At 69.4% G+C, this 26,204-nt stretch carries 26 protein-coding genes; 7 read left to right on the forward strand and 19 right to left on the reverse strand.

Annotated features, from left to right (window positions below):
• Positions 1–27 precede the first annotated feature (27 nt).
• From ABZ382_RS20580 to ABZ382_RS20615, 8 genes are all read right to left on the reverse strand, one after another.
• Positions 28–867: an ABC transporter permease gene (locus ABZ382_RS20580; protein WP_357091017.1), complete on the reverse strand. Its 840-nt coding sequence runs from the start codon at positions 865–867 to the stop codon at positions 28–30.
• The gene (locus ABZ382_RS20585; RefSeq protein WP_357091019.1) at positions 864–1,877 is read right to left on the reverse strand and encodes an ATP-binding cassette domain-containing protein; all 1,014 of its coding nucleotides are present in this window, start codon (positions 1,875–1,877) and stop codon (positions 864–866) included. The genes ABZ382_RS20580 and ABZ382_RS20585 overlap by 4 nt, the downstream gene beginning before the upstream one ends.
• 169 nt (positions 1,878–2,046) lie before the next feature.
• A complete protein-coding gene (menE, locus tag ABZ382_RS20590) occupies positions 2,047–3,183 on the reverse strand; it encodes an o-succinylbenzoate--CoA ligase (RefSeq protein ID WP_357091357.1) in 1,137 nt (378 codons plus the stop codon).
• Positions 3,184–3,241: 58 nt separating this feature from the next.
• A complete protein-coding gene (locus ABZ382_RS20595; RefSeq protein ID WP_357091021.1) occupies positions 3,242–3,619 on the reverse strand; it encodes a DUF3349 domain-containing protein in 378 nt (125 codons plus the stop codon).
• Between the two features lie 25 nt (positions 3,620–3,644).
• Positions 3,645–3,914: a hypothetical protein gene (locus ABZ382_RS20600; RefSeq protein ID WP_357091023.1), complete on the reverse strand. Its 270-nt coding sequence runs from the start codon at positions 3,912–3,914 to the stop codon at positions 3,645–3,647.
• Positions 3,915–3,923: 9 nt separating this feature from the next.
• A complete protein-coding gene (locus ABZ382_RS20605; RefSeq protein ID WP_357091024.1) occupies positions 3,924–5,129 on the reverse strand; it encodes an inorganic phosphate transporter in 1,206 nt (401 codons plus the stop codon).
• A gap of 91 nt (positions 5,130–5,220) precedes the next feature.
• Positions 5,221–5,613 carry a VOC family protein gene (locus tag ABZ382_RS20610; RefSeq protein WP_357091026.1) on the reverse strand — a complete coding sequence of 131 codons (393 nt, stop codon included), beginning with the start codon at positions 5,611–5,613 and terminating at the stop codon, positions 5,221–5,223.
• A 73-nt stretch (positions 5,614–5,686) separates the two neighbouring features.
• Entirely contained in the window at positions 5,687–6,580 is an 894-nt protein-coding gene (locus ABZ382_RS20615; RefSeq protein WP_357091028.1) for a 1,4-dihydroxy-2-naphthoyl-CoA synthase, read from the reverse strand.
• A gap of 351 nt (positions 6,581–6,931) precedes the next feature.
• Here ABZ382_RS20615 and ABZ382_RS20620 point away from each other — a divergent pair, with 351 nt between their 5' ends.
• Positions 6,932–7,378 (forward strand): hypothetical protein, encoded by a 447-nt coding sequence (locus ABZ382_RS20620; RefSeq protein ID WP_357091030.1) that lies wholly within the window; start codon positions 6,932–6,934, stop codon positions 7,376–7,378.
• A 101-nt stretch (positions 7,379–7,479) separates the two neighbouring features.
• On the opposite strand, the gene ABZ382_RS20625 is transcribed toward ABZ382_RS20620, so the two are convergent.
• Positions 7,480–8,307: a siderophore-interacting protein gene (locus ABZ382_RS20625; protein ID WP_357091032.1), complete on the reverse strand. Its 828-nt coding sequence runs from the start codon at positions 8,305–8,307 to the stop codon at positions 7,480–7,482.
• An 88-nt stretch (positions 8,308–8,395) separates the two neighbouring features.
• Here ABZ382_RS20625 and menD point away from each other — a divergent pair, with 88 nt between their 5' ends.
• Positions 8,396–10,030 carry a 2-succinyl-5-enolpyruvyl-6-hydroxy-3-cyclohexene-1-carboxylic-acid synthase gene (gene menD / locus ABZ382_RS20630; RefSeq protein ID WP_357091034.1) on the forward strand — a complete coding sequence of 545 codons (1,635 nt, stop codon included), beginning with the start codon at positions 8,396–8,398 and terminating at the stop codon, positions 10,028–10,030.
• Here the strand turns inward: menD and ABZ382_RS20635 are convergent.
• Together ABZ382_RS20635 and ABZ382_RS20640 are read right to left on the reverse strand one after the other, a co-directional pair.
• The gene (locus tag ABZ382_RS20635) at positions 10,027–10,281 is read right to left on the reverse strand and encodes a hypothetical protein (protein WP_357091036.1); all 255 of its coding nucleotides are present in this window, start codon (positions 10,279–10,281) and stop codon (positions 10,027–10,029) included. The genes menD and ABZ382_RS20635 overlap by 4 nt on opposite strands.
• Before the next feature lie 88 nt (positions 10,282–10,369).
• Positions 10,370–10,603, reverse strand: coding sequence for a hypothetical protein (locus ABZ382_RS20640; protein ID WP_357091038.1), 234 nt, complete (start codon positions 10,601–10,603; stop codon positions 10,370–10,372).
• A 173-nt stretch (positions 10,604–10,776) separates the two neighbouring features.
• Between ABZ382_RS20640 and ABZ382_RS20645 the strand changes: the two genes are divergently transcribed.
• The gene (locus ABZ382_RS20645) at positions 10,777–11,355 is read left to right on the forward strand and encodes a TIGR03086 family metal-binding protein (RefSeq protein ID WP_357091040.1); all 579 of its coding nucleotides are present in this window, start codon (positions 10,777–10,779) and stop codon (positions 11,353–11,355) included.
• 64 nt (positions 11,356–11,419) lie between these two features.
• Here the strand turns inward: ABZ382_RS20645 and ABZ382_RS20650 are convergent, their stop codons facing one another.
• Complete coding sequence (locus ABZ382_RS20650) at positions 11,420–12,052, reverse strand: TetR/AcrR family transcriptional regulator (RefSeq protein ID WP_357091042.1); 633 nt, start codon at positions 12,050–12,052, stop codon at positions 11,420–11,422.
• Positions 12,053–12,137: 85 nt separating this feature from the next.
• Here ABZ382_RS20650 and ABZ382_RS20655 point away from each other — a divergent pair, with 85 nt between their 5' ends.
• Positions 12,138–13,172, forward strand: a complete 1,035-nt coding sequence (locus ABZ382_RS20655) for an aldo/keto reductase (protein WP_357091044.1) — start codon at positions 12,138–12,140, stop codon at positions 13,170–13,172.
• Positions 13,173–13,176: 4 nt separating this feature from the next.
• Here the strand turns inward: ABZ382_RS20655 and ABZ382_RS20660 are convergent, their stop codons facing one another.
• From ABZ382_RS20660 to ABZ382_RS20675, 4 genes are all read right to left on the reverse strand, one after another.
• Complete coding sequence (locus ABZ382_RS20660; RefSeq protein WP_357091046.1) at positions 13,177–14,250, reverse strand: alpha/beta hydrolase family protein; 1,074 nt, start codon at positions 14,248–14,250, stop codon at positions 13,177–13,179.
• A gap of 118 nt (positions 14,251–14,368) precedes the next feature.
• Positions 14,369–18,811 (reverse strand): bifunctional nitrate reductase/sulfite reductase flavoprotein subunit alpha, encoded by a 4,443-nt coding sequence (locus ABZ382_RS20665; RefSeq protein WP_357091048.1) that lies wholly within the window; start codon positions 18,809–18,811, stop codon positions 14,369–14,371.
• Between the two features lie 144 nt (positions 18,812–18,955).
• On the reverse strand, positions 18,956–19,669 hold the full coding sequence (locus tag ABZ382_RS20670) for a demethylmenaquinone methyltransferase (protein WP_357091050.1): 714 nt from the start codon (positions 19,667–19,669) through the stop codon (positions 18,956–18,958).
• Positions 19,670–19,821: 152 nt separating this feature from the next.
• Entirely contained in the window at positions 19,822–20,316 is a 495-nt protein-coding gene (locus ABZ382_RS20675) for a DUF3592 domain-containing protein (protein WP_357091051.1), read from the reverse strand.
• 39 nt (positions 20,317–20,355) lie between these two features.
• On the opposite strand from ABZ382_RS20675, the gene ABZ382_RS20680 reads away from it, so the two are divergent.
• Positions 20,356–20,859 carry a DUF2505 domain-containing protein gene (locus tag ABZ382_RS20680; protein WP_357091053.1) on the forward strand — a complete coding sequence of 168 codons (504 nt, stop codon included), beginning with the start codon at positions 20,356–20,358 and terminating at the stop codon, positions 20,857–20,859.
• A gap of 51 nt (positions 20,860–20,910) precedes the next feature.
• Here ABZ382_RS20680 and ABZ382_RS20685 read toward each other — a convergent pair whose 3' ends face one another.
• Positions 20,911–21,354: a VOC family protein gene (locus ABZ382_RS20685; RefSeq protein ID WP_357091359.1), complete on the reverse strand. Its 444-nt coding sequence runs from the start codon at positions 21,352–21,354 to the stop codon at positions 20,911–20,913.
• 223 nt (positions 21,355–21,577) lie between these two features.
• Between ABZ382_RS20685 and ABZ382_RS20690 the strand changes: the two genes are divergently transcribed.
• The gene (locus ABZ382_RS20690; protein ID WP_357091055.1) at positions 21,578–23,221 is read left to right on the forward strand and encodes a hypothetical protein; all 1,644 of its coding nucleotides are present in this window, start codon (positions 21,578–21,580) and stop codon (positions 23,219–23,221) included.
• A gap of 56 nt (positions 23,222–23,277) precedes the next feature.
• Here the strand turns inward: ABZ382_RS20690 and ABZ382_RS20695 are convergent, their stop codons facing one another.
• Together ABZ382_RS20695 and ABZ382_RS20700 are read right to left on the reverse strand one after the other, a co-directional pair.
• The gene (locus ABZ382_RS20695) at positions 23,278–23,697 is read right to left on the reverse strand and encodes an AraC family transcriptional regulator (RefSeq protein WP_357091057.1); all 420 of its coding nucleotides are present in this window, start codon (positions 23,695–23,697) and stop codon (positions 23,278–23,280) included.
• Entirely contained in the window at positions 23,694–24,968 is a 1,275-nt protein-coding gene (locus tag ABZ382_RS20700) for a geranylgeranyl reductase family protein (RefSeq protein ID WP_357091059.1), read from the reverse strand. The genes ABZ382_RS20695 and ABZ382_RS20700 overlap by 4 nt, the downstream gene beginning before the upstream one ends.
• A 179-nt stretch (positions 24,969–25,147) precedes the next feature.
• On the opposite strand from ABZ382_RS20700, the gene ABZ382_RS20705 reads away from it, so the two are divergent.
• On the forward strand, positions 25,148–26,170 hold the full coding sequence (locus ABZ382_RS20705) for a polyprenyl synthetase family protein (RefSeq protein ID WP_357091061.1): 1,023 nt from the start codon (positions 25,148–25,150) through the stop codon (positions 26,168–26,170).
• The last annotated feature ends 34 nt before the right edge of the window (positions 26,171–26,204 follow it).

The following is a 26,204-nucleotide window of genomic DNA, read 5'->3' on the forward strand; positions in this document are numbered from 1 at the left end:
GGTGGGCGGGCGTGTTTTTCGAGCGGGTCAGGCGCGGCGCATGTAGGCCCGCACCGCCAGCGGCGCGAAGATCAGGATGACCACGACCGAGCCGATCAGCGACCAGGCCAGGTTCGCGCTGTAGACGTTGCCGTTCATCAGCTCGCGGGCGGCCTCGACCATGTAGTACACGGGGTTGGCCTTGTTGATGCCCTGCAGCCAGCCGGGCATGGTGGACACCTGGGCGAAGGCGCCGGACATGAAGGTCAGCGGGAACATGATCATCATGGACATGCCCTGGACCGCGGGTGCGCTCTTGCCGGTGATGCCGATCAGCGCCCAGATCCAGCTGATCGCGAAGGAGCAGAACACCACGACCAGTCCGGCGACCACGACACCGGCCACGCCTCCGGCGGGACGGTAGCCGAGGATCAGGCCCATGCCGATGGTCAGCGTGGTGGCCAGCCCGTATCGGACCATATCGGCGATGAGCGCGCCGGCCAGCGCCGAGATGCGGGCGATGGGCAGGGATTTGAAGCGGTCGAACACGCCCTTGTCCATGTCCTCGCGCAGCTGGGTGCCGGTGACGACGGAGGTCAGCACCACGGTCTGGACCAGGATGCCGGGGATCAGGATGGGCAGGTAGTCGTGCACGTTGCCGCCGATGGCGCCGCCGAAGATGTAGGCGAACAGGGCGGTGAACAGGATCGGCTGCACGGTGACGTCGAACAGCTGCTCGGGATTGTGCTTGATCTTGACGATCCCGCGGTAGGCCATGGTGAGCGAGTTCGCCACGGTCTGCCGGAACGGGATGTGGTTGGAGACTTCGGGAATCGGGGCGGCCGTGGCCGCGTGCCGCCCGGTGGGGGCGGTGAGAGTCGTGGTCATGCCGCGCTCCGTTCGGTGTCGTTGTCGGTCTCGTCCTCGGCGCCGTGTCCGGTGAGGGCGAAGAAGACCTCGTCCAGGCTGGGCTTGGCGACATTGATCTCGTCGATGTGGATGTCGCTCTCGCGCAACCGGATCAGGACGTCGGTGGTGATGGAGGGGTCGGGCAGGGGCGCGGTGATGCGGCCCGCCTCTGGGGTGATGGTGGCCTCGACGGCGCGGCCCGCGGCGCGGGACAGGTACTCGCCCACCAGGATCCGGGCCTCGTCGATGCGGTCGCGGTCGGCGAGGGTGAGCTGCAGGGTGGACAGGCCGACCGAGGACTTGAGCTGGTCGGAGGTGCCGTCGGCGATGACCTTGCCGCGGTCGATGACCGCGATCCGGTCGGCGAGCTGATCGGCCTCGTCCAGGTACTGCGTGGTGAGCAGCACCGTGGAGCCCTCGCGCACCAGCCGCCGGATGGTGTCCCACATCTGGGCGCGGGTGCGCGGGTCCAGGCCGGTGGTCGGCTCGTCGAGGAACAGCAGCGGCGGCCGGGCGATCAGGCTGGCGGCCAGGTCGAGGCGGCGCCGCATGCCGCCGGAGAAGTTCTCCAGCGCCTTGTCGGAGGCCTCGGTGAGGCCGAATTCCTCGAGCAGTTCGGCGGACTTGCGCCGCGACTCGGCCCGGGACAGGCCGAGCAGGCGCGAGAAGATCACCAGATTCTCGGTGGCCGTGAGCTTTTCGTCGACGGACGCGTACTGGCCGGTCACGCCGATCAGGGAGCGGACCGCGGTCGGTTCGGCCACCACGTCGCGGCCGAAGATGCGGGCGCTGCCGCCGTCCGGGCGGAGCAGGGTGGCGAGCATGCGGATGGTCGTGGTCTTGCCGGCCCCGTTCGGGCCCAGCACGCCGTAGACGGCCCCCCGCGGCACCGCGAGACTGACGCCGTCGACGGCCCGCTGCTCCCCGAAGACCTTGACCAGGCCGTCCGCCTCGATGGCGAGCGTCTCAGCAGGTGTGTAAGAAGTCATGGCTACACCTTGCGGACCGCGCCTTGCACCCCGCTTGCACGGCGATTGCACGTGCACGCAAGGGCGTCGCGAGGCGACGCAAGCGCCGCTTGCACGGGGTCCCGGGGGTGCCCTGAACAGCGATAAGGCCCGTCCATCGGCGGATGGGCGGGCCCGGATCGATCGAGCGTCAGTTGGGTGAGGCGGCCAGCAGGAGTTGGCGGAGCGCGGCCCGGTCGGGCTTGCCGGGCCCGCGCAGCGGCAGTTCGTCGAGCACCGCCAGCTCGCGCGGGGCGGCGATGGCGTCGAGTTCGGCGACCACGTGGTCGCGCAGTTCGTCGAGGGTGGGGGCGACCGCGCCCGGGGCCGGGACGATGGCGGTGGCCACCCGCTGGCCGAGCCGGTCGTCGGGCAGGCCGAGGACCACGCATTCGGAGACCGCGGGGTGGGTGATCAGCACGGCCTCGACGACCTGCGGGATGACCAGCAGCCCGCCGGTCATGATGGCCTCGTCGAGGCGGCCGGTGATGGTGAGCACGCCGTCCTCGACGAATCCCGCGTCCTCGGTGCGGAACCAGCCGGGTTCGGCGAAGGCCGGGTGGTCGGGGATGTTGCGGTAGCCCTTGGCGATCATGTGGCCGCCGAGCAGCACCCGCCCGTCCTCGATGCGTACCTCGGTGCCCGTCAGCGGTACTCCCTCGTACACGCACCCGCCGCAGGTCTCGCTCATGCCGTAGGTGCGGAAGACGGTGATGCCGGCGGCGCGGGCGCGGTCCAGCACGGGTTTCGGGGTGGCGGCCCCGCCGACCAGTACGCCGTCCAGTCCGGCCAGGGCGGCGGTGGCGGCGGGTTCGTCGAGGGCCTTGATCAGCTGGGTGGGAACCAGGGAGGTGTAGCGGCGCGGGCCGCGCATGCTGGCGATCGCCCCGACCAGGGCCTCGGGCAGAAAGCCGCCGGAGACGTCGAGCACGGTCGGTTCGGTTCCGGCCAGAATGCTGCGCAGCAGCACCTGGATCCCCGCGATGTGATGGGTGGGCAGCGCCAGCAGCCACTGTCCGGGTCCGCCCAGGCGCTCGTGGGTGGCGTCGCCGCTGGCCCGCAGATTCGCGGCACTGAGCATGGCGCCCTTGGGGTTTCCGGTGGTGCCGGAGGTGGTGACCACCAGGGCCACTTCCTCGTCGATGGCCTCGCCGGGCCGCAGGCTGGAACTCAGGCGCTGGGTCTCGCGGCGGTCGGCGGTGGGGACGGGCAGCCAGGCCGGGCCGTTGCCCTCCAAGGCTTCTCGCAGATGCGGCAATACTTCGCCCACCGCTGCGCCGGTGGGCATGGGAAGGATTCGGAGGGTATTGCTCACGGTCGCGATCGTGTCATTCCGTCTAGTGCGGTCAGTCGGACGTCGGTGTCGCCAGCGGCCAACCACCGGCTGCGAGCCTGGAGGCCACTCGAGCGATATCGTCCTCGCCGGGCTGCTCCTTGGCAACTCGGGCGATGGCCGCCTCGATGTCGGCGCGCTCGATGTCCTCGCGATCCATATCGGGGCTCGCGACCCGGTCCCGGACCAGTCGCTCCACCACCAGCTGCACTTCGTAGTCGGTGAGCCGCCGGTGCAGGACGGCCAGCAACGCCACGTAATCGGACTGCGGGATGCCCTGCGGATATCCGGCTTTGAGCCAGTCCAGCACCTTCTGCAGCACGTTCTGCCGCGGCGGCGCGGCGGGGGCCGGGTCGGCGACGGGCGGGGTCGGCTGTTCGGGGGTACTCACGAGCGTGCCTTTCGATGAGGCGGCGTCACGCGCCGAGCAGGTGAATTCCGAGTCGGGTGGCGAGGAAGCCGCGTGCGATGAAGAGCACACCGACCACCACCGCGATCATGACCACCGCGAAGCAGAGGGTGGAGGCGACCAGCGCGGCGGTGCGGGTGACCCCGGTCGCGCCGTCGTCCACGCGGGCGCGGCAGCGGATGCCGACGGCGAAGACGGTGGGCAGCCCGGCCCCGAAGAGCATGGCGGCCAGCACGACTCGCCACAGGTCGGAGAGGTTGGAGAGCAGGGTGTGCATCGCGGTCTCCTAGCCGATTCCGACGGTGTCGTCATTGCGCTCGGGCTGCGCGGACGCGGGGGCGGCCGGAGCGGGCGCGCCCTCCCAGTCGGCGGTGACGTTGTGCGAGTTGACCACCGCGCGCTTGGAGCGGTACCAGATCAGCGCGGCCATGGCGATCAGCAGCCCGAACACCACCAGCACGCCGACCGTGCCGCCGATGCCGTGCAGGATGGCCCAGCAGATCGCGCCGACCACACCGGCCAGCGGCAAGGTCAGCACCCAGGCGACCACCATGCGGCCGAGCACATTCCAGCGCACCTCCGCGCCGGGCCGTCCGATGCCGGAGCCGAGGATGGATCCGGTCACCACCTGCGTGGTGGACAGCGGCAGGCCGAAGTGGGCCGAGGTGAGAATGATCGCCGCACTGGTGGATTCGGCGGCGAAGCCCTGCGGCGGCGCGATGTCGACCAGGCCCTTGCCCAGGGTGCGGATGATGCGCCAGCCGCCCAGGCAGGTGCCCGCGGCCATGGCGACGGCGCACGACACGATGACCCACAACGGCAGCGGATCGGTGGCCTTGGCCGAACCGTGCGCGATCAGCGCCAGGAAGATGATGCCCATGGTCTTCTGCGCGTCATTGGTGCCGTGCGCGAGCGAGACCAGCGAGGAGGTGCCGATCTGTCCCCAGCGGAAGCCGCGGGACACGGTCTTCTCGTTGCTGCCGCGGGTGATCCGGTACACCAGCCAGGAGGCGGCCGAGGCGACCAGCGCGGCCACGACGGGGGAGAGCACCGCCGGGATGATGATCTTGGCGATGACGCCCTTGCTGCCCGCGGTCCAGATCACGCCGTGCAGGCCCAGGGCCGCCAGGGTCGAGCCGATGATGCCGCCGAACAGGGCGTGCGAGGAACTGGACGGCAAACCCAACAGCCAGGTGAACAGATTCCACAGAATGCCGCCGACCAGACCCGCGAAGACGATGTCGAGCAGGGCCCGTCCGCTCACCTCCGACAGGTCGACGATGCCCGAGGCCACCGTCGCCGCGACGGCCACGCTGAGGAAGGCCCCGATGAGATTCAGCGCCCCGGACAGGAGTACGGCGGTACGTGGCCGCAACGCCCCGGTGGCGATGGAGGTAGCCATCGCGTTCGCGGTGTCATGGAATCCGTTGGTGAAGTCGAACGCCAAGGCTGTGCAAACAACGATCAGCAGAACGAGCAGTTCGGCAGACACACCGATCAGTTTGCGTCATGGTCTTTACGGTCTGTTAACCGGTGCCCCGGACGTGTTTCACAGTTACCTTCGTGCTAAGGCCCGCGGGGTCTCAGTCGTCGCCCCGGATGTCCCGCCGGATCGGATGATCAGCCGGGATCTCCACGAGCACCAGCGGCACGCCGTCGGGGTCGCGCAGCCACATCTCGATCAGTCCCCAGGGCTCACGCACGGGCGCGCGGTCGATGGCGATCCCGCGCAGCGCGAGTTCCGCGGCGGCGTCGTCGCAGTCGCGCACCTGCAACCAGATCGCCCCCGCGAACCCGCTCGGCGCGTCGCCCGCGCGCCCGTGCCCGGCCACCTCGAGCAGTCCCTGCCCGGCGAAGAAGACCGTCCCGCCCGGATACTCGCGAGCGATGGCCAGCCCCAGCGCATCCCGATAGAAGGCCAGGGTTCGCTCGTAATCGTTCGGCCGGAGAATGACCCGACTGCTCAGTATCTCCATGAGTGCAGCATGACAGCTTGTCGTTTGCCGCACCCGAAGGTTCGGGGGCGAAGGGCCCGTGAGTTCCGGAGCGTCAGAAGTAGTAGGGGTACGGCGTCCAGTCCGGGTCGCGCTTCTCGAGGAACGCGTCACGGCCCTCGACCGCCTCGTCGGTCATGTAGGCCAGGCGCGTCGCCTCGCCCGCGAACAGCTGCTGACCGACCAGTCCGTCGTCCTGAAGGTTGAACGCGTACTTCAGCATCCGGATGGCCTGCGGCGACTTGCCCAGGATGTCGGCGGTCCACTCCAGCGCGACGTCCTCCAGCTGCTCGTGATCCACGACCGCGTTGACCGCGCCCATGGCGTGCATCTCCTCGGCGGTGTACGGCCGTCCCAGGAAGAAGATCTCGCGAGCGAACTTCTGGCCCACCATCTTCGCCAGGTAGGCGCTGCCGTATCCGCCGTCGAAGCTGCCCACGTCGGCGTCGGTCTGCTTGAACCGGGCGTGCTCGCGGGAGGCGAGGGTGAGGTCGCAGACCACGTGCAGGCTGTGCCCGCCGCCCGCGGCCCAGCCGTTGACCAGGGCGATGACCACCTTGGGCATGAAGCGGATGAGCCGCTGCACCTCGAGGATGTGCAGGCGTCCGGCGCGGGCGGCGTCCACGGTGTCGGCGGTCTCGCCGGAGGCGTACTGGTAGCCGCTGCGGCCGCGGATGCGCTGGTCTCCGCCGGAGCAGAAGGCCCAGCCGCCGTCCTTGGGGCTGGGACCGTTGCCGGTGAGCAGGACCGCGCCGACGTCGGAGGTCATCCGGGCGTGGTCGAGGGCGCGGTAGAGCTCGTCGACGGTGTGCGGCCGGAAGGCGTTGCGGACTTCGGGGCGGTTGAAGGCGATCCGGACCGTGCCCTGCTCGACGTGCCGGTGGTACGTGATGTCGGTGAGGTTCTCGAATCCCGGAACGGGCCGCCACAGCGTCGCATTGAAGGTCACGGGAGTGAACATACTGTTCCGGTTCTCGCCGTGGTGAAGACCCACCGCAGTTCGGCGCGGTGTTTCGCAGGTCACCCGGAATTGCGGCGGCGGAATTCGGCCATCCGACAAGGGCGCTGATCGTTAGCCGATGGACCCTCCGAAGGCCAAAGCGGTCACTTGTTACCCGTGGGGAAATGAACGACCGGGGAACAGTCGCCGAAAGTGAAACGCTGCCAATCGATTGCGGGTGCTTTACAGTGCTGTTGCTGCTGTGGCAGTAGCAGCGCATTGGCATCGTGTGTGCGGGGACACCGGTGCGTATAGTTGCGTGCGCTCGTTCATCGAAAAACTATCCGGAGGAACCTGAAAGTGGTTGCAGCACTGTCTGAATCCCTGCTCGATGACGCCAAGCGTCCCGCCTTCATCGCGGATGCGGAGAAGGTTCTGGACGAGGAGGTGTCGGACAAGGGCGGCGCGTCGGGCCTCGTCGTCAAGGGCGGCTACGCCGCGATCAAGAAGGTCAGCCCCTCGATCGTGGGTGACGCGCTGGAGTCCTTCGTGCCCAAGTTCGTCGAGCAGCTCGAGCCGTACTGGGCCCAGTACCAGAACGGCGGCTCGGGTTCGTTCGCCGACCTGCTGGTGTCCAAGCAGGACGAGGTCGCCGACGCGCTCCTGTCGGTCACCGACGCGCGGGCCGAGTCGTCGTCGCGTCCGGCGCTGACCAAGGTCTACAACTCCATGCGGTCGTCGGCGAAGAAGCATGTCGCCGAGGCGCTTCCGCGTCTGGGTGAGCTGGTTCAGCGTCACGCTGGTTAATCAACTGACCGGTTCGCGGCCCGGCGAGGGGCCGCGAACGGGGTCCGTGTGAGGTGATGTGCGAATGCCCGCGAGGTGGTTCGGGGGCACTCGCGACCGATTCATCCCTGGGACTTGCCGACCCGCCAGTAGCCGGTGAAGGTGATGTCCGCCTTGGGGATCGCGCGCTCCTGCGCGAGATGCCGCCGCACGCCGGCGGCCAACTTCTGCTCGCCCGCCACGAAGGCGTAGACGCCGGTGCCGGGAATCTCGGCCTGCCGCACGGCCTCCGCGGCCAGCACCCCGACCTCGCCGTGCGCGTCGGTGCGGACCAGCCAGTTCACGGTGACGCCCTCGGGTTCGCCCAGTTCCTGCTTGTCCGCGTCGGACGGGATCTCGATGTAGGCCGCGCCCTTCGCCTCGCGCGGCAGCGAGCGCAGCACGCCCGCGATGCCGGGCAGCGCGCTCTCGTCGCCGACCAGCAGCGTCCACTCGCAGTGCTCGGGGGCCTGGTAGGTGATGCCCTCGTCCAGCAGTCCGGCCTTGCAGCCCGGGGTGACGGTGTTCGCCCACGCCGAGGCGGGGGTGTCGTCGCCGTGGATGGCGAAGTCGATGTCGATCTCGGCGGTGCTGCCGAATTCACCGAATCCGGCGGCCCGGTAGTCGCGGACGGTGTAGTTGCGGGCCAGCGGCCGGTGTTCCTTGCCCATCATCAGGTACTGCGCGTACCAGCCGAGGTTGGTGGCCGAGGTGGGCAGCCGGAGGTCGCCGTCGCGGCCGGGCATGAAGAGCCGGAACCACTGGTCGAAGCCCATGGCGGTGAAGCTCGCCAGGCCCGGTCCGCCCAGGGTGACCCGCACGAAGTGCGGGCTGATCCGTTTGCTGGCCAGTACTTCGGCGGTGAGGATTTCCCGGTGTTCGGGCTTGACATGCTTGGTGCGCTTCGCCATTGGATTAGGTTAGCAAACCCTAACTTTCCAGTATAGGTGTGATCGGGCCGACGCAGCGCCGGGCCGGGCTGTCTGAGAGGCTGGAGGCGTGAATCCATCGACAGCACAGGCGCACGTCGTCGTCGACGAGCTCGCGCGCGGCGGAGTGCGAGACGTGGTCCTGTGCCCGGGATCGCGAAACGCACCGCTGGCCTTCGCCTTACAGGCCGCTGACCAGGCCGGGAAGCTCCGGCTGCACATGCGCATCGACGAGCGCAGCGCCGGATTCCTCGCCGTCGGCCTGGCCGTGGCGAGCGGCCGCCCGGTGCCCGTCGTCATGACCTCCGGCACCGCCGTCGCCAATCTCGGGCCCGCCGTGCTCGAGGCCAACTACGCCCGCGTCCCGCTGATCGTGCTCAGCGCCAACCGGCCCTACGAGATGCTCGGCACCGGCGCCAACCAGACGGTCGAGCAGTTCGGTCTGTTCGGTAGCCAGGTGCGTGCCGCCATCAGCCTCGGCCTGGCCGAGGACGAACCCGGCGCCGAGCTCTACCCGAAGCAGAACAGCGTGTGGCGCTCGGCGGTGTGCCGGGTGCTGGCCGCCGCCCGCGGCACCCGCTCCGGCAATGCCGGGCCCGTGCACTTCGACATCCCGCTGCGCGAACCGCTGGTCCCGGACCTGGCCGCCGGCGACTCGCTACCCGCCGGCCGGGACGGTGAACAGCCCTGGACCGCAACCCAATACGCGACCCTGGACGTGCCGCTCGACATCGACCTGACCCCGGACACGGTGGTCATCTCCGGTCACGGCGCGGGCCATCGCCCCGAGCTCGCGGCGCTGCCGACCGTGGCCGAGCCGACCGCGCCCATGCACGGCCCCGCGCTGCACCCGCTGGCCCTGCCGCTGCTGCGGCCGAAGCAGGCCATCATCACCGGGCGGCCGACCCTGCACCGGCAGGTGTCCAAGGTCCTCTCCGACCCGGAGGTCACGGTGTTCGCGCTGACCACGGGCCCGCGCTGGCCCGATGTGTCCGGCAATGTGGTGGGCACCGGCACCCGCGCGGTGACGCACGGCGCGCCCCGGCCGGAATGGCTGGAGCTGTGCCGGGATCTGAACGAGAAGGCCGTGTCGGTGGTGCGGGCCGAGCTGGCGGGGCACCCGAAGCCGACCGGTCTGCACGTCGCGGCGGTGGTGCTCGGCGCCCTGCACGACGGCGACCAACTGCTGCTCGGCGCGTCCAATCCGGTCCGCGACGCGGCCCTGGTCGCGCACCCGCGCCCCGGCATCCGGGTGCTGTCCAATCGCGGCGTGGCCGGCATCGACGGCACCGTCTCGGCGGCGGTCGGCGCGGCGCTCACCCATCCCGGCCGCACCATCGCGCTGATGGGCGACCTGACCTTCCTGCACGACGCGTCCGGCCTGCTCATCGGCCCGGGCGAGCCGCGGCCGGAGGATCTCACCATCGTGGTCGCCAATGACGACGGCGGCGGCATCTTCGAACTGCTCGAACAGGGCGACCCGCAGTACGCGGGCGTGTTCGAGCGGGTCTTCGGCACCCCGCACGGCATGGATCTGGCGGCGTTGTGCGCCGCCTACCGGATTCCGCACCGCCAGGTCGACCCGTCCCAGCTGGCCGACGAGCTGACCGGGCGCGCGCACGGCATCCGCGTGCTCGAGGTCGCGACCGAGCGGTCGAGCCTGCGGGAACTGCACGCCACCGTGCGCGCGGGAGTGTCGAACTAGCCGGGCAGGTCCCAGTCGTCGCCCATCGGGACGGGAATCGCCTGCTCGACGAGGTCGCCCTCGGACGCGGTCCAGCCGTTGTCGTCGGCGGGCAGCGGGGTGATCTCGGAATCGGATGGGAGGACCTGGTCGGCGAGGACGTCGCGGTCCGGGTAGGCGTCGGTATCGGGGTAGGGCTCGTCCGCCGGGAAGGCGGGGATGTGCTGTTCGACGTAGTCGGCCTCGGGCACCGCGTCGATTCGATCGATCATCGCTGGCTCCTCTCTGCCGGTGAGGTCGTGCAGGCGGCCACCTTCGAGAATGCCCCTGCTCACGGCGTTCGGCAACCGCCGCCGGCCGTCACTCGCCGGGCTGCGGGCCGTCGTCGGCGGGATGCTCCACGAGGGCGAGCACCCGTCCGGCCATGAAGCGGGCAGTACGCACCGCCCCCCCGGTTCTGGTCACCTCACTGACTTCGACAATCCCGCGCGCGATGCGGGTTTCGATGCGGCGGCCCGCTCTGGTGGCCACGATTTCGTAGTTCCGAGACCCGTCGCCGGTGTCGACGACGATCTCCACACGATCACCCTTCATCTATCAATTCTCCTCCCCACCAGCACTTTTCGCCGCTGATCGCACCTAACGAACCGGTTGCGACGCGGCGGTGCAAGCGCATTCGCGCGTCCGGCGATGAATTCCGCGGCCCCGCCCCGTCCTTATGACCGACCGGGCCGCACCGGCGGTTCGGCATGCCTCCGGGAGGAACCATGACCACTCCGGAATTCGATCTGGAAGCCGCCGCGGGTGGGCTGGAGGCGGTGGTCGCCGCCGTCTCCGACGCCGACCTCGAGCGCCGCACGCCGTCCGGCATCAGCGTTCGCGACATGCTGGTGCACGTGCTCGGCTTCACCGAGGGTTTCCGGCAGGGCGCCACGAAGGAGATGATCGGCCGCTCGCAGCCGCCCGAGCCCGGTGTCGGGACGCTGCCCGAGGACTGGCGTGACCGCATTCCCGCGCAGTCGAAGGCGCTGGTGGCGGCCTGGCGCGAACCGGCCGCGTGGTCGGGGGAGACCGAGGTCGGCGGCGTCCTCGCCCCCGCTCGGACGATGGCCGAGTTCGCGCTGGACGAGCTGATCGTGCACGGCTGGGACCTGGCCCGCGCGACGGCGCGCCCCTACGACCCGGCCGCCGCGGATCTCGCGGTGCTGCTGGGCATGCTGCGCGACACCCCGCGGGAGGGCATCCCGGGACTCTTCGGGCCGGTGGTCGACATTCCGGCCGAGGCGCCGCTGCTGGACCGCGTCCTGGGACTGACCGGCCGCGATCCGGCCTGGACCCGGGACTGATCGGGGCTCGGAGCCGGTGCGGGGGCGCGGCGAGGGGTCGCGCCCACGATCCGAGACGGCTGGCTCAGGGCGCGGATCGCCCTGTGCCGGAGACGAATACGCCCTGTTCGGCGGCGAGGGCGGCGGCCGTCGCCGCGGCGGTGATGGTGGCCGCGTCGACCGGGTCGCCACTGGCCAGCAGGCGGTAGTAGAGCGGGGCGGAGACGGCGGAAAGCACTGCGCGCGGGTCGGTTCCGGCCGGAACCTCGCCGCGGGCGGCGGCGGCCTCGACGCACGGCGACCATTCGGTGAGCCGGGTGTCGTAGAAGGCGTGCAGCGCCGCTGCCGCGGTGTCGTCGCTGGTGGCGGCGGCGATGACGGCTCGGAACAGGCGGCCCTGCCGGGGGTCGGTGAGGGTCTTCCCGACCAGCCGCGCATTGGCGAGCAGGTCGCCGCGCAGGGTGCCGGTATCGCTGTGGGGGAGTGAGGTTTCGGCCATGTCGGCGAGCAGGTCCGCGACCAGTCCGGCGGGGCTGCGCCAGCGGCGGTAGACGGTGGTCTTGCCGACCTCGGCGCGGGCCGCGACCTCGGCCAGATCGAGGGTGGCGTAGCCGTGTTCGGCCAGGAGGTCGCCCGCGGCGCGCAGTACGGATTCGCGGACGCGTGCGGTGCGTCCACCGGGGCGGACCGAGCCGGGGCTCGTTGTGTCCTGATTCATAACGGGTCTCCAGTTCCGTTTGCGGCGAGGTGAGTGTAGCGTCCCTGGCGTTAATGAAACTGTGGTTCCGTTAGGAGTGGTGATCATGGAATACCGTCGGCTCGGCGCGTCCGGTCTGCTGGTTCCGGCCCTGAGTTTCGGCGCGGGCACCTTCGGCGGCCGCGGCGAACTCTTCTCGGCCTGGGGCGACACCGACGCGGCCCAGGCCCGCCGCCTGGTGGACATCAGCCTGGACGCGGGCGTCAGCCTGTTCGACACCGCCGACGTCTACTCCGACGGCGCCTCCGAAGAGGTGCTGGGCGAGGCGATCCGGGGCCGCCGCGACCGAGTGCTGATCTCGACCAAGGCCACCCTGCCCACCGGGCCGGGCCCGGCCGACGCGGGATCCGGTCGCGCCCGGCTGATCTCGGCGGTCGAGGGGTCGCTGCGCCGACTCGGCGTCGAGCACATCGACCTGTTCCAGCTGCACGCCTTCGACGCGGGCACGCCCGTCGAGGAAGTGCTCTCGGCCCTCGACTCGCTGGTGCGCTCCGGCAAGATCCGCTACGTGGGCGCCTCCAACTTCGCGGGCTGGCAGCTGATGAAATCCCTGGCCGCCGCGGACCGGCACGGCTTCCCGCGCTATGTCGCGCACCAGGTCTACTACTCCCTCGCCGGGCGCGACTACGAATGGGAGCTCATGCCGCTCGGTCTGGACCAGGGTGTCGGCGCGGTGGTCTGGAGCCCGCTCGGCTGGGGGCGGCTCACCGGGAAGATCCGTCGCGGCCAACCGCTTCCGCCCGGCAGCCGCCTGCACAAGACCGCCGAAGCCGGGCCGCCCGTCGACGACGAGCTGCTCTACGACGTGGTCGACGTGCTCGACGAGATCGCCGTGGAGACCGGCCGCACCGTCCCGCAGATCGCCCTGAACTGGCTGTTGCGCCGCCCGACCGTGGCCACCGTCATCGTCGGCGCGCGCGACGAGGAGCAGTTGCGCCAGAACCTGGGCGCGGTGGGCTGGAGCCTCGACGCCGAGCAGATCGCGCGGCTGGACCAGGCGAGCGCGGTGACGCCGCCCTACCCCTACTACCCGTACTACCGGCTGGGGGACTTCGCGCGCGTCAATCCGCCTGTCGTGTAGGCGGTTACGCGGGCGGGAACAGACCCTGCGCGAGCACCGGCCACGACGCCTTCAGATCATCCTGCCAGTAGCCCCAGATGTGGGTGCCGCTGCTGCGGAATTCGAAGGTCGCGGGAATGCGCATCGATTCCAGGCGCTTCTGCAGGATCACCGTGGACAGTTCGCAATTGGCCTCGATGAGCGAGCCCAGCGCGACGGTCTTGGCGGTGTCCTCGGGCTTCTCCATGCGGCCGCGCGCCCCGGGCATGTCGAACGCGCCCGGGATGCCGTTGCCGGTGGAGATGAAAAGGTTGGTGCCGCGGAGTTTCTCGGCATTGAGGGTGGGGTCGTTGGCCGCCCACTGGGCGCTGCCCTCGGGGCCCCACATGTTCTCGACCTTGCCGCCGCCGTAGAGCTCGGTGACCATCTTGATGGCCTCGCGGCCCATCGGCGTCATGGTCTGGAAGAAGCCGCTGTACACGGCCGCGCTCTTGAACAGGCCGGGGTTGAAGATGACCGAGTTCAGCACGGGCAGACCGGCCATGGAGATCCCGGCGATGGCGTTGTTGCCATTGCTGCCCAGCGCCGCGTCCATCAGCGGCGGCAGCTCCTTGCCGAGGTAGGTGGACCACTTGTTGACGCCGAGCGACTTGTCGGCCTGCGCCCAGTCGGTGTACCAGGTGAACGCGCCGCCGATGATCTGCACGACATTGATGTTCTTGTCGGCCAGGAAATCCAGTGCGTCGGTGCGCAATTGCCAGGTCGCGGCGTCCACGCCGCCGCCCGCGCCATTGAGCAGGTACAGGGTGGGGCGGGCGTCGTCGATGTTCTCGGGCCGCTGCACGTCGACCGGGAAGGTCTGGTTCATGGCCGCGGAGTAGACGGTGAAGACGACGTGGCGGCTGTCGGTGGCCGCGACGCTCTTGATGTAGGAGCCGTCCTCGGTCTTGAAGTCGGGGACGCTGACGCCGGGTGCGACCGGGGCTGCGGGGGTGGTGGGTTCCGCGCCGGCGGGCACGCAGCCCAGGCTCAGGGTCGCGGCGGCCGCGAGGGCCGCCACCGCGATTCGTCCGGTGATTCGACTGATCCGACCGTTCACGCTCCCGGCCCTCCGTGCTGCTGGCAGCCGTCGCGGGGACGGCTCGCCCGCCTGTGAGACTGGACGGGCGAGTTACAAATACCACAGTTTCACATTCGGGGTGCCGGAATCGAACCAGTCAGTACACGTCGCGCACGTACCGCTTCTCCGCCACCAGCTGCTTCTTGAACGCCAGCGCGCCGTCCTCGCTCAGCTTGCCGTGAATGCGCGCGATCTTCAGCAGGGTGTCGTCCACATCCTTCGCCATTCGCGCCGCGTCACCGCACACGTAGAAATGCCCGCCCTCACGCAACCACGCCCACAACTCCGCGCCGTGCTCGATCATGCGGTGCTGCACGTAGATCCGCTCCCGCTGATCACGCGAGAACGCCAGATCCAGCCGGGTCAGGAAACCGGAGCGGAACATGTCCTCCAGCTCGGCCCGGTAATAGAAATTGTCCTTCGCGTGCTGATCGCCGAAGAACAGCCAGTTGCGGCCCGTGCACCCCAGCGCCCGGCGCTCCTGCAGGAAGCCGCGGAACGGCGCGATGCCGGTGCCCGGGCCCACCATGATCATCGGCGCGGTCGGGTCCAGCGGCGGCCGGAAATGCGGGGCCCGCTGCAGGAAGATCGGCACCTCGGCGTGCGCGCGATCGGCCAGGAAGGTCGAGCTCACGCCGCCGCGCCGGGCCGCCGACCCGATGGCCGCCGGATCGCCGTAGCGCACCACGCCGACCGTCAGCTGCACCTCGTCCGGGCTCACCAGCGGACTCGACGAGATCGAATACTGGCGCGGCTGCAGCTTCTTCAGCGTGCCCAGCCACTCCACCAGATCGGCCCGCACCGGGAAATCGCGCAGCACGTCCACCGCCTGCCGATCCCACAGATATCCGTCGAGCTCATTGCGATTGTCGCGGCGCAACAGCTTGGCCAGCCGCGGATTGGCATTGTGCTCGGCCACGAACGACAACAGATCCGTGCTCACCCGCGTGATGTCGTAATGCGTGCGCAGCGCCTCGGCCAGCGGGACCTCGCCATTGTCGATCTCGATCAGCCGGTGGCCCTCGAGGCCGGTCGCCGCCAGCCATTCCCGCACCAGCGACTCGCAATTCGCGGGTCGAATGCCCAGCGAATCCCCGACCTCGTAGGTGGTCTCCGGATCGCTCAGATCGAATCCGAACTGGCGCACCTCTTTCCCCGAACTCTCGCGGGAAAGCAATTCATTGCGAACCAGTTTCGAGAGCACCGGAGAATTCCGGGTGAAAGGCGCGGCGGCACGGGTCCGGACCGGAGCGACAGCCGTTGCGCCCCGGGCGCTTCCGGGGCCGCCGGCACCGTGTCCGAGCGGACTCGAAGCGCCCGCGCCGCCACGTACGTCGTAATTACCCGCAGCACGCCAGGTGGGCGTGCCGCCAACGGCTGTCCCTCCGGAACCCCGGCCGCCCGGAGCGCCGAACGGCGGCGTGGAATTTCCGCCCCGCGGTCCCGCCCCGGACCCGCCCCGGTTCCCGTCATCGATGGCCGCATCGCCCGCCGCGTCCGCGAGCACGCCGGTCACGGCGTCGAACCAGGCCGCGGACGCGTCCTCGTGGTCGGGCTCGCTGTCCACCCGGGGCAGCAGGCGGGTCGCGCCGCGCTGGGCGAGCAGTTCGTCCAGCTTCCGGCCGTGCCCGCAGAAGTCGTCGTAGGAGGAGTCGCCGAGCGCGAACACCGCGAAGCGCGTTCCGGTCAGCCGGATCGCGCTGTCGTTCAATCGTTCCCAGAAGTCCGCGCCATTGTCCGGCGGTCCGCCGTCGCCGAAGGTGCTGCTGATGACCAGCACATCCCCGGTGAGATCGGACAGTTCGGCCGAGTCCATGTCCAGGAGCCGCGGCGCGAAGCCCGACTCCACGAGATGAGTAGTCAGGGCCGCGGCCAGGTCCTCCGCGGTGCCGGTCTGCGAGGCCCACAGGATCGTGACGGTCCGCGCCGGAGCCGCCGCGCTCTCGCCGTGCTCGGACCGGCCGGTGCCGCCGGTGCTCACGTCCGCCGCGAATCCGATCGAATCCGCCGCGAACCCGGCCGAGAGCGGCTGCGCGCCACGGGAGTACATCCCGCCCAGCAGGCCGTCGATCCACGCCCGGCTGCGTTCGGAGATCGGCGCGGTCGCCGGCAGCACCGGCACCCCGCTGACCGGCAGGCTCTGCAGCGCCGCGAGATACCCGCCCAGGTAGATGCGCTCGACCTCGCTGAGAGTGGGCGCGGTGGCGGTCTCGAGTCCCAGCATGACCGCCAGCGGATGCGGGCCGCCGACGTCCACGCTGCCGAACGCGGGCGCGGGCGCGCCGCCGCTCTCCGGTGCGGCCGGAACCCGGTCTGCGGCATCCGTTTCCGTCTCGGGGCCGCCGGTCGTCGCCGTGCTCAGCGCCGCGACCTTGCGCAGGCGCACCGCGCAGGCCTTGAACTCCGGTTGCAGCGAGATCGGGTCCACCGCGTCATTGGTGACGGCGTTGATGGTCAGGTATTCGCCCTGTTCGTCGTTCCAGTGGAAGGGCGCGAAGCAGGTGCCGGGCCGGACGCGGTCGCTGAGCAGGGCGGGCAGCACGGCGCGGCCGCGGCGGGAGGCGATCTCGAGCTGGTCGCCCTCGCGGACCTCGAGGCGGGCGGCGTCGTCGGGATGCAGTTCCAGGAACGGCTTGCCGTTGAGCTTGTTCAGTTTCGCCACCTTCCCGGTCTTGGTCATGGTGTGCCACTGGTGTTGCAGGCGGCCGGTATTGAGGACGAACGGGTGGTCCTCGTCCGGCATCTCGGCGGGCAGCAGGTGCGGGCGCGGCCAGAACACGGCCTTGCGGCTCGCGGTGGCGAAGGCCAGGCGGGGCGTGTTCCCCTCCGCGTCGGTGAAGCTGGTTTGGCTGACGCCGTCGTTCACATAGCGAATCGGGTTGCGCCGCTGGGCCGGATCGGGGCACGGCCACTGCGCGGGCCCGGCGCGCAGCAGGTCGTAGTCGATGCCGCGCAGGTCGTATCCGGTGGCCGGGTTGGCGAAGCGGCGGATCTCGTCGAAGATCTCGGCGCTGGAGGCATAGTCGAAGCCGGGGAAGCCGAGCGCCGTCGCCAGCTGTGCGATGAGCTGCCAATCCGGCCGGGCGTCGCCGATCGGCTCGACCGAGCGCTGCAACAGGGTCAGGTTGCGTTCCGAATTCACCTGCACCCCATCGGCCTCCGCCCACAGGGTGGCGGGCAGCAGCAGGTCGGCGTAGGCGTTGGTGGCGGTGTCGGTGTACACGTCCTGGGCGATCACCAGGTCGGCGGCTTCCAGCCCGGCGATCACGGTGCGCCGGTTGGCCATGGAGGCGACCGGATTGCTGCACATGATCCAGCAGGCCTTGATCCGCCCGTCGGCCAGACCGCGGAACATCTCGATCGACCCGGGTCCGGGCTCGGCGCGAATGGTGCCGGGTTCCAGCCCCCATTCGGCTTCCACGAAGGCCCGGTCGGCGTCGGCGAGCACACTGCGCTGACCGGGCAGCCCCGGTCCCATGTAACCCATTTCGCGCCCGCCCATGGCGTTGGGCTGCCCGGTGAGGGAGAACGGCCCGCTGCCGGTGCGGCAGATCGCGCCGGTGGCCAGGTGCAGGTTGATGATGGCGTTGGTGGCCCAGGTGCCGTGCGTGGACTGGTTGATCCCCATGGTCCACAGCGACATCCATTCACCGGCCGCGCCGATCCACTCGGCGGCGGTGCGGATGTCGGCCTCGGCGAGTCCGGTGACCTGGGCGACCAGGTCCGGGGTGTAGGCGTCCAGGAAGTCGGGCAGGTCCTCCCAGCCCTCGGTGTGCTCGGCGATGAATTCGGCGTCGATGTCGCCGTTCTCGACCAGCAGGTGCAGCAGCCCGTTCAGCAGCGCCAGATCGGTGCCCGGCTTGATCTGCAGGAACAGGTCGGCGCGCGCGGCGGTGTCGGTGCGACGCGGGTCCACCACGATGAGTTTCGCGCCCGCCTTGAGCCGATCGGCCATGCGCAGGAACAGGATCGGGTGGCAGTCGGCCATGTTCGCGCCGATCACGAAGAACAGGTCGGCGTGGTCGAGGTCGTCGTAGGAGCCGGGCGGCCCGTCCGCGCCCAGCGACAGCTTGTAGCCGCTGGCCGCGCTGGCCATGCACAGCCGCGAATTGGCTTCCATGTGCACGGTGCGCAGGTGGCCCTTGGCGAGTTTGGTGGCCAGGTACTGGGCCTCGATCGACAGCTGACCGGACACGTACAGCGCGATGGCGTCCGGACCGTGCGTGTCGAGGATCACGCGAAGCCGTTGGGCGGCTTCGTGAACGGCCTCGTCGACCGGCATGGGCACGGGAGGCTGGCCGCGTTCGGGGCGGCGGTAGGCGGTCTCCATGCGGCCGGGCGCGGCCATCAGCTCGGCGTGGGTGTTGCCCTTGGTGCACAGCCGCCCGGCATTGACGGGGTGGTCCTTGTCGCCCTTGACCTTGGCGATCACCGGCAGCCCGAGCGGGCCGATCTCGGTCTCGACGGTGATGCCGCAGCCCACCCCGCAGTACGAGCACGCGGTCCGGGTGCTCGTCGGGGGCGTCGGCTGTTCGGGCATGGTTCCGAGTTAAGCCACCCCGAGTTGCGGGGGATTTACCGAACGTTATCGGCAGATGACAATCCACCTCACAGCCGTTTTTCGCGGCTGTGAGGCGCAGGTCAGGCCGCTACCGTGAGCAATGCCACAGGCCGGCGGCGGGCATCAGCCCAGTTTGTAGCCGCGGTGCAGCGCCACGATGCCGCCGGTGAGATTGCGCCACTTCACCGCCGACCAGCCCGCGTCCGCGATCCGCAGGGCCAGCTGCGGCTGATTCGGCCAGGCCCGGATGGACTCGGCCAGGTACACGTAGGCGTCCGGGTTGGAGCTGACCGCGCTGGCCACCCGCGGCAGCGCCTTCATCAGGTACTCCATGTAGACCGTCCGGAACGGCGGGAGGGTGGGGGTGGAGAACTCGGCCACCACGAGCCGCCCGCCGGGCTTGGTCACCCGCAGCATCTCGCGCAGCGCCAGGTCCGGGTCGGACACATTGCGCAGCCCGTAGGAGATGGTGACGGCGTCGAACGAGTCGTCGGCGAAGGGCAGGGCCATGGCGTCACCGGCGACCATGGGCACATTGCGCCAGCGTCCGGCCGCGAGCATGCCCTGGGAGAAGTCGGCGGCCAGGCACCAGGCCCCGGATTTGGCCAGCTCCACCGTCGAGACGCCGGTTCCGGCGGCCAGATCCAGCACCCGCTCGCCGGGCCGCAGCGCCAGGGCTTTCCGGGTCGCCATCCGCCAGTACCGGTCGATGCCGCCGGTCATCACCGTATTGGTGATGTCGTACCGCTTGGCCACGCCATCGAACATCGACGCGACTTCGTTCGGCTGCTTGTCCAGCTGGGCCCGAAAAGACTCCCGCTGCCTGATTTTCGCCACGGTGCTTATTTTGCCCTCCGCTTCGCTCCGGGCGGGTTCGCGGCCCTGGAGGTCTCGTTCTTCCCTCCCTCCGCTCCTCCGCTTCGCTCCCCCGCTCCGCTCAGTCCAGAACGAGACGGGCCGCGAACCTTTGGGCGATAGGCCGGGACTATCTACCGTCGGAGCCTAGTTCGCGTGCGGGCCCGCAGTGCGCTGAGCCACCGGGTCGGCGGCGAGCCGCAGATCCAGAGGGCGGGGATGGCGATGGCCCAGGCGACCACGATCACCGACAGCGCCGGGATGACGGCGACCCGCGCGTCGCGGCCCGCCACCCGAACCAGATCGGGGTCGCTGCGCCGATATTCGACATTGATGCGCTCGCCGACGGTCAGTTTGGTCGGGTAGAGCACGCCGGTCTTCGGGTTGTGGGTCTCGCCGTCGGGCGTGACGAAGATGACCGCGGACCGCAGGGTGCCCGCCGAGAGCACTTCGGCGCTGGTCACGCCCCGATCGCTATTGATGAGATGGTCGTCACGCCAGGCCGCGAGCACCAGCAGCGCGGCCAGGAAGCTGACCGTGGCCGCGGCGATGACGATCCCGAGCCGAGCCCGCCGCCACCGAACCGCCTGCCGCTGTTCAGTCCTGGGAGACTGGCTAGTTTCCGACACTTCAGCAGGCTATTCCATCGCTGGGCTACGGTCTTCGCCATGTCCCGAAAATTCAGCTTCACCGTGCAGTACAGCATCCCGGTCGAAGAGCTTCACCGGGCACTCAACAATGAAGAGATGTGGCAGGCCCGCTTCGCCGCAGCGCCCACCGCCAAGCTGGAGCTCACCCACCCGGACGGGCCCGGCACCATCCAGATCCACATGACCGAGAAGGCGCCCGAGGACCAGATTCCCGGCATCGTCAAGAAGGTCCTCAAGAGCGAGCTCATGCTCGAGCGCACCGACGCCTGGGGCCCGCTGACCGACGGCGTCGCGCGGGGCAGCTTCAGCGGCCGCTCCGGCGGCATCACCACCGAGATGGCGGGCGCCTTCGAATTGCGGCCCACCGCCGAGGGTTCCGAGATCGAGGCCACCGGCACGGTCGACGTGAAGGTCCCGCTGGTCGGCGGCGCCATCGAACCGCTGGTCGAGAACCTGCTCAAGAAGGTCATGAACAGCGAGCGCAAGTCCGTCGAAACCTGGTTCGCCGCGCAGAACGCCTGATCCCGGTGATCCGTGGATGCGGGGGTGGTCCCGCATCCACGGGCCGGTCGGCTACTGCGGCCCGAAATCGCCCTTGCTCGGGTCGAATTCGCGGTTCTCGACCAATACCAGCCAGTTGCCGGAGTTGTCGCGAATGATGGCCTCCACGCCGTAGGGGCGTTCGGCGGGCGGCTGGATGAACTCGACGCCTTTCGCGGTGAGCTCCTCGAAGGCCTTCTGGCAGTTCTCGGTTCGCAGGCCGAGCGCGCCATGGGTGCCGTTGGCCATGGACCGGCGGATCGCCTCGGCCAGGTCGTCGGTGAGCGGGGGACCGGGCACCATGAGGGTGACCTCCAGTTCCGGGTGATCCGGATGCGCCATGGTGACCCAGCGGAAGCCGTTGTCGCCCATGGTGACGTCGGAGTGCTCCACGAAGCCCAGGTTGTCGATGTACCACCGCTTGGACTCGGTCTGGTCGGTGACATACACGGTCACGAGCGAGACATTCGAGATGATCGTCATGTGTCCAGGCTATGGACCGGCGGGCCGGCCCCGCTTCTCCGAAATTGCGCGTTTCCCGCCCGGGTGAATTCACGCCCGGATTGCTGAGTTCACACACTCGGAACCTCGGTGAGGCTGCCGTAACAGCCGCGACATCACGCGGAAAGCCAAGATCAACAATCACTGGCCACCCTCGAATCGGAAAACAGCTCGCGACGAGCCCGAACGAGGAGTGCCGGTGGTTCGAGTAGAAACCCCCACGGCGAACGCGGTGGCCGCGTCCAAGGAGACGCTGGAGGATTACACGCTGCGGTTCGCGCCCCGCAGCTACCGGAAATGGAGTCCGGCGGTGGTCGGCGTCTCGGCGCTCGGCGGCATCGCCTACCTGGCCGACTTCTCCATCGGCGCGAACATCGGCATCGCCAACGGCACCGGCAACGCGCTGCTGGGCATCGGCATCTTCGCGATCATCATCATGATCACCGGCTTCCCGCTGGCCTACTACGCGGCCCGCTACAACGTCGACCTGGACCTGATCACCCGCGGCAGCGGCTTCGGGTACTACGGCTCGGTGGTGACGAACATCGTGTTCGCCTCCTTCACCTTCATCTTCTTCGCGCTCGAGGGCTCGATCATGGCGCAGGGCCTGCAACTCGGCCTGCACGTGCCGCTGCCGATCGGCTACCTGGTGTCCACGGTGATGATCTTCCCGCTGGTCATCTACGGCATGAACACCCTCGCCAAACTGCAGGTGTGGACCACCCCGCTGTGGCTGATCCTGATGGTGCTGCCGTTCGGCTTCCTGCTGGTCCGCCACCCCGACTCGGTCGGCGCCTTCCTGTCCTACGGCGGCCAGGACGGCAAGGGCGTCAGCCTGTCCGGCGCGCTGCTCGCCGCCGGCGTCTGCCTCTCGCTCATCGCCCAGATCGCCGAGCAGATCGACTACCTGCGCTTCATGCCGCCCCGCACCCCGGACAACGCCCGCAAGTGGTGGGGCTGGATGCTGCTGGCCGGACCGGGCTGGGTGCTGTTCGGCGCCATCAAGCAGGTCGTCGGCCTGTTCCTGGCGGTCTACCTGATCGCCAACCTGCCCGGCGCGCAGGACATCGCCAACCAGCCGGTGCACCAGTTCCTCGAGATCTACCGCGACATGATGCCGTCCTGGCTGGCCATGACCCTGGCCGTGGTGCTGGTCGTGATCAGCCAGATCAAAATCAATGTCACCAACGCGTATTCGGGTTCGCTGGCGTGGACCAACTCCTTCACCCGCGTCACCAAGAACTACCCGGGCCGGATCGTGTTCCTCGGCCTGAACCTGGCCATCGCGCTGATCCTGATGGAAGCCAACATGTTCGACTTCCTCAACAACATCCTCGGCTTCTACGCCAACTGCGGTATCGCCTGGATCGTCACCGTCGCAACGGATATCGCGATCAACAAGTACGTGCTGAAGCTCTCGCCCAAGGAGCCGGAGTTCCGGCGCGGCATGCTCTACGACTTCAATCCGGTCGGACTGGTCGGCTTCGGACTGTCGGCGGTGCTGTCGATCATGACCTTCTTCGGTCTGTTCGGTGAGACCCTGAAGCCGTACTCGCCGATCGTGGCCGTGCTGGTCTCGTTCCTGGCCACCCCGCTGACCGCCGTGCTCACCCGGGGCAAGTACTACCTGCGCCGCGACCACGACGGCATCGACCTGCCCATGTTCGACGACCACGGCAACCCGTCGGGGGAGACGCTGACCTGCGTCGTCACCGGCATGGAGTTCGAGCGCCCCGACATGATCGCCTCGGCGGTGCCGGGACCGGAGGGCGAGATCCAGTACATCAGCTCGCTGGCCCTCTCCACCGACAAGACGGGAATCCACGTGCTGCCGTCTCGATGAGACCCGCACCCCGCTGAATTCACCCCGCGACCCCGTGGCCTCGCCACGGGGTCGCGTCAGTCCTCGCGCTTGCGATCCGAGAGCCCGTGCATGAAGACGTAGCAGCCCGGGATATGGGGTGCGCCCTCGGTCGCGAACTTCGCTTGATACTCCGAGGGCGACATCCCGACCAGGTCGGTGAACTTGCGGCTGAACGACCCGAGGCTGGAGTAGCCCACCAGCATGCAGGCCTCGGTCACCGTCACATTGGTGGCGCGCAGCAGATCCTGCGCCCGCTCGATCCGCCGCTCGGCGAGATACAGGGCGGGTGTCTTGCCGTAGGTGGCCGCGAAACACCGCAGGAAGTGGTACTTCGACACCCCCGCGGCCGCGGCCAGACTGTTCAGGTCCAGCGGCTCCGCGTAGTGCCGGTCGGCCAGATCCCGCGCTCGCCGCAGATGCGGCAGCAGCTCCTCGGGAACCGGCCGGGCGTTCACGAGAACGGCCGCAGCTTGTCGATCCGCATCGAGGCCCGGCCCGCGCCTCGCCACAGGCGGGCGGTCAGATCCAGGTCCTCGTCGGTGACCAGGTTGCCCATCACCCGGACCGCGGTGCGCTGCAACAGCTTCGACCGCATCAGCGGCGGCCCGCCCAGCGGCACCGTGCGCGGATGCGTGGCCAGTCCGGCCAGTCGCCGCGCCACCGAATAGGTGCGGCCGTAGCGCTCGCGCAGCAGGTCCGGCCAGATGTGGGTGAGGTCCGGCTGGTCCAGCAGCGCGGCCAGCATGTGCCCGCCCTCCAGGCCGTAGTCGATGCCCTCGCCGTTGAGCGGGTTCACGCAGCCGGCCGCGTCGCCGACCAGCGCCCAGTTGCGCCCGGCCAGGTTCGACACCGCGCCGCCCATCGGCAGCAGCGCCGACGCCACCGCCCGCGCCTCGCCCTCGAAACCCCATTCCGCGCGCCGCTGCGACACATAGTGCTGCAGCAACGGTTTCAACGCGATATGCGAGGGCCGCTTTTCGGTGGCCAGCGAACCGACGCCGATATTCACCTCGCCATTGCCGAGCGGGAAGACCCAGCCGTAGCCGGGAATCAATTCATTGTTCGCATCACGCAATTCGAGATGTGAGGTGATCCACTCGTCGTCACTGCGCTCGGATTTGATGTACGCCCGCGCCGCGGTCCCGTACGCGTACTGCCGGTGCCAGGTACGGCCCAGCATCTTGCCGACGGGGGAGCGGACCCCGTCCGCCACGATCAGCGTCTCGCAGGACACCGCGCGCAGCCCGCTGTCGGTCTTGATGGTCACGCCGGTGACCCGGTCGCCCTCGCGGGCCACCTCGACCACCTTGGCGCCCTCCACCATCCGCGCCCCCGACTTCACCGCGGTCTCGCGCAGCTTGTCGTCGAGTTCGGTTCGCGGAACGGCACTTCCGTAGGTGGGGAAGGACCCGTTCGGCCAGGGCAGCAGGGCCTCGCGGCCGAACCCGGCCATCCGCAGGCCCCGGTTCACGGTGTGCGCCCGCACCCAGTCGCCGAGCCCCAGATGCTCCAGCTCGGCCGTGGCCCGCGGGGTGAGCCCGTCGCCGCAGGTCTTGTCGCGGGGGAACAGCGCCGAATCGGTCAGGAGCACGTCCCGTCCCGCGCGCGCCGCCCACGCGGCCGCGGCGGACCCGGCGGGACCAGCGCCGACGACCAGAATATCGGCGTGCGCCGGCAGAACATCCGACGATTTCCCCTGCTCGGACGCGACTTCCGATGAACCCATGCGACCAATACTCGCAGCACATCACCGCGCGCGCATATTTGCCCCGGGGTTCACCTCCGGGCGTTTCGATTCGCGTGGCGGGTGTTTCGTTGGTCGCACTACGGTGGTGTCCATAGGGGGTGATCGACGCACACGCTAGGTTCTTTGGCGTGGGGTCGGACGCGGCACTGGGAGAAGAAATGAGCGCATCAGCTGTGAGCGATGAGAGCACCGTGGTCGCGGGGGTGGATCTTGGCGATCCCGAGCTCGCCGCCACAGTGCGCAAGGGCCTGATCGAGGTCGAGGACCTGCTCATCACCGAGCTGTCCGACGGCGAGGAATTCCTGCAGGAAGCGGCGCTGCACCTGGCCAAGGCCGGCGGCAAGCGCTTCCGCCCGCTGTTCACCATCCTCACCGGTCAGCTCGGCCCCAACCCGACCAGCCCCGACCTGGTCGTCGCCGGCACCGTGGTGGAGCTGGTGCACCTGGCCACCCTGTACCACGACGACGTCATGGACGAGGCCTCCATGCGCCGCGGCGCCCCCAGCGTGAACTCCCGCTGGGGCAACTCCGTCGCCATCCTCGCGGGCGACTACCTGTTCGCGCACGCCTCCCGCCTGGTCTCCACCCTCGGCCCGGACGCGGTCCGGATCATCGCCGAGACCTTCGCCGAGCTGGTCACCGGCCAGATGCGCGAGACCATCGGCGCCCGGCAGTCCCAGGACCCGGTCGAGCACTACCTGCGCGTGGTGTGGGAGAAGACCGGCTCGCTGATCGCCGCCGCCGGACGCTTCGGCGGCACCTTCTCCGGCGCGAGCCTGGACCACGTGGAACGCCTGGCCCGCCTCGGCGACGCCGTGGGCACCGCCTTCCAGATCGCCGACGACATCATCGACATCTCCTCGGCGTCCGAGCAGTCCGGCAAGACCCCCGGCACCGACCTGCGCGAGGGCGTGCACACCCTGCCCGTCCTCTACGCGCTGCGTGACGAGGGCGACGAGGGCGACCGCCTGCGCAAGCTGCTGGCCACCCCGCCGCAGACCGACGCCGACGTGGAGGAGGCCCTCTACCTGCTGTCGCGTTCGCGCGGCCTGGTGCTGGCCAAGGAGAAGCTGCACGGCTACGCCGACCTCGCGCACGCCGAACTCTCGGCCCTGCCCGGCGGCCCGGCCAACGACGCGCTCGAGCAGCTCGTCCGCTACACCATCGAACGCGTGGGCTGACCAGATCCGAAACCGATCAGTCGAATAACTGGGA

Origin of the sequence: Nocardia sp. NPDC005825 (assembly GCF_040630175.1) — a bacterium.
Classification (GTDB): Bacteria; Actinomycetota; Actinomycetes; order Mycobacteriales; family Mycobacteriaceae; genus Nocardia.

Bases quoted from the DNA above. Each gene is read 5' to 3' on its own strand.
- ABZ382_RS20580 (WP_357091017.1), bottom strand. From the start codon at position 867: ATGACCACGACTCTCACCGCCCCCACCGGGCGGCACGCGGCCACGGCC.
- ABZ382_RS20585 (WP_357091019.1), bottom strand. From the start codon at position 1,877: ATGACTTCTTACACACCTGCTGAGACGCTCGCCATCGAGGCGGACGGC.
- menE (WP_357091357.1), bottom strand. From the start codon at position 3,183: ATGCCCACCGGCGCAGCGGTGGGCGAAGTATTGCCGCATCTGCGAGAA.
- ABZ382_RS20600 (WP_357091023.1), bottom strand. From the start codon at position 3,914: ATGCACACCCTGCTCTCCAACCTCTCCGACCTGTGGCGAGTCGTGCTG.
- ABZ382_RS20610 (WP_357091026.1), bottom strand. From the start codon at position 5,613: ATGGAGATACTGAGCAGTCGGGTCATTCTCCGGCCGAACGATTACGAG.
- ABZ382_RS20625 (WP_357091032.1), bottom strand. From the start codon at position 8,307: ATGGCGAAGCGCACCAAGCATGTCAAGCCCGAACACCGGGAAATCCTC.
- ABZ382_RS20635 (WP_357091036.1), bottom strand. From the start codon at position 10,281: ATGATCGATCGAATCGACGCGGTGCCCGAGGCCGACTACGTCGAACAG.
- ABZ382_RS20640 (WP_357091038.1), bottom strand. From the start codon at position 10,603: ATGAAGGGTGATCGTGTGGAGATCGTCGTCGACACCGGCGACGGGTCT.
- ABZ382_RS20645 (WP_357091040.1), top strand. From the start codon at position 10,777: ATGACCACTCCGGAATTCGATCTGGAAGCCGCCGCGGGTGGGCTGGAG.
- ABZ382_RS20650 (WP_357091042.1), bottom strand. From the start codon at position 12,052: ATGAATCAGGACACAACGAGCCCCGGCTCGGTCCGCCCCGGTGGACGC.
- ABZ382_RS20655 (WP_357091044.1), top strand. From the start codon at position 12,138: ATGGAATACCGTCGGCTCGGCGCGTCCGGTCTGCTGGTTCCGGCCCTG.
- ABZ382_RS20665 (WP_357091048.1), bottom strand. From the start codon at position 18,811: ATGCCCGAACAGCCGACGCCCCCGACGAGCACCCGGACCGCGTGCTCG.
- ABZ382_RS20680 (WP_357091053.1), top strand. From the start codon at position 20,356: ATGTCCCGAAAATTCAGCTTCACCGTGCAGTACAGCATCCCGGTCGAA.
- ABZ382_RS20700 (WP_357091059.1), bottom strand. From the start codon at position 24,968: ATGGGTTCATCGGAAGTCGCGTCCGAGCAGGGGAAATCGTCGGATGTT.
- ABZ382_RS20705 (WP_357091061.1), top strand. From the start codon at position 25,148: ATGAGCGCATCAGCTGTGAGCGATGAGAGCACCGTGGTCGCGGGGGTG.